Source organism: Nocardia cyriacigeorgica NBRC 100375 (assembly GCF_000308555.1).
Lineage (GTDB): Bacteria > Actinomycetota > Actinomycetes > Mycobacteriales > Mycobacteriaceae > Nocardia > Nocardia cyriacigeorgica.
Window position 1 is genome coordinate 1 of sequence record NZ_BAFY01000255.1, and the last position, 1,142, is coordinate 1,142.

1 protein-coding gene and 1 pseudogene are annotated in these 1,142 nt (G+C 68.7%); one reads left to right on the forward strand and one right to left on the reverse strand.

Annotated elements, in window-relative coordinates; all coding sequences use genetic code 11:
* Window positions 1-486 (forward strand): nitronate monooxygenase (locus RJ05_RS25560; RefSeq protein WP_036541642.1); only part of this gene is annotated, 486 nt, incomplete at its 5' end.
* A 173-nt stretch (window positions 487-659) separates the two neighbouring features.
* On the opposite strand, the pseudogene RJ05_RS31525 reads toward RJ05_RS25560, so the two are convergent.
* A pseudogene (locus RJ05_RS31525) lies at window positions 660-1,142 on the reverse strand (GntR family transcriptional regulator); the annotation flags it as partial.

Consider the following 1,142-nt stretch of genomic DNA (forward strand, 5'->3'; position numbering starts at 1 on the left):
GACGCGGTCGGCGATATGCCGGTGCTGGCGGCGGGCGGTATCGCCAACGGCCGTCAGGTCGCGGCGGCGATGGCGATGGGCGCGGCCGGCGCGTGGACCGGTTCGATCTGGCTGACCGTCGAGGAGGCCAATGTGCCGCCCGCGCAGATGCAGACCTTGATCGAGGCCACCAGCCACGACACCGTGCGTTCGCGGGCGTGGACCGGTAAGCCCGCGCGCATGCTGCGCAATGACTGGACCGAGGCGTGGGAGCAGTCCGACACCCCGGATCCGCTGCCGATGCCGTTGCAGATGATGGTCGCCCTGGACGGCGTCAAGCGCGGGCACCGGTACCCGGAGGCCGCCAAGGACGTCAACTTCAATCCGGTCGGCCAGGTGGTCGGCATGATGAACAAGATCGAGCGTTCCGCCGACGTGATGGCACGGCTGGTCGAGGAGTACGTGGAGTCCTGCGAGCGGTTGAACAAGCTCAACGGAGCGCTGTAGTCAGCAGACGAAGGAAGGCCGCCGGACCGAGGGGTCCCGGCGGCCTTTCCGCGCGGCCGCAATGGGTTTCGCCGCACCTGGCAGAGGCTGGAAGGTGCCGATCACGGCGTTCCGGAGGACCGGTTCCGCTGGGCGGCCGGAGAACCCCTGCCGCCTCTGGCAGCCCGAGACCGTCAGGCAGTCGCGGCGTGCGCGGAATCGGGTTCCTCGGCCGCGTCCAGCAACTCCGCGAAGCGGGCCAGCACCTTCTCGTGATACATCCCGAAGAGGTCTTCGAAGAGCGCGAGCTGCGCCTCGGACGGCCCGGAATCGGACTCCCACACCGCCATCATGGCCCGCCAGACCAGCACGTGCAGATCGGCGGCGCCGGCGAAGTAGGCCTCGATCGCCTCTGGTACCTCCAGCACCATCTCGCCGATGGAGTTCAAGATCGCGCGCTGCATGCTGGAGCCGAGCGCGGTGAGCAGCCGGCGCACCAGGCCGATCTCCACCGAGAGGATCTCGCGGTAGTCCGGAACTTCCAGGCGGGCAAGCGATTCCAGCCTGTCGATATCGGCCTTCAACTCCGCCGGGTCGGCGTCGCAGCGGCCCGCGGTGTAGGCGAGCAGCGCGTCCATGACGATGCCGCGCTCCACCTCGACGATGTCGCGGAACAT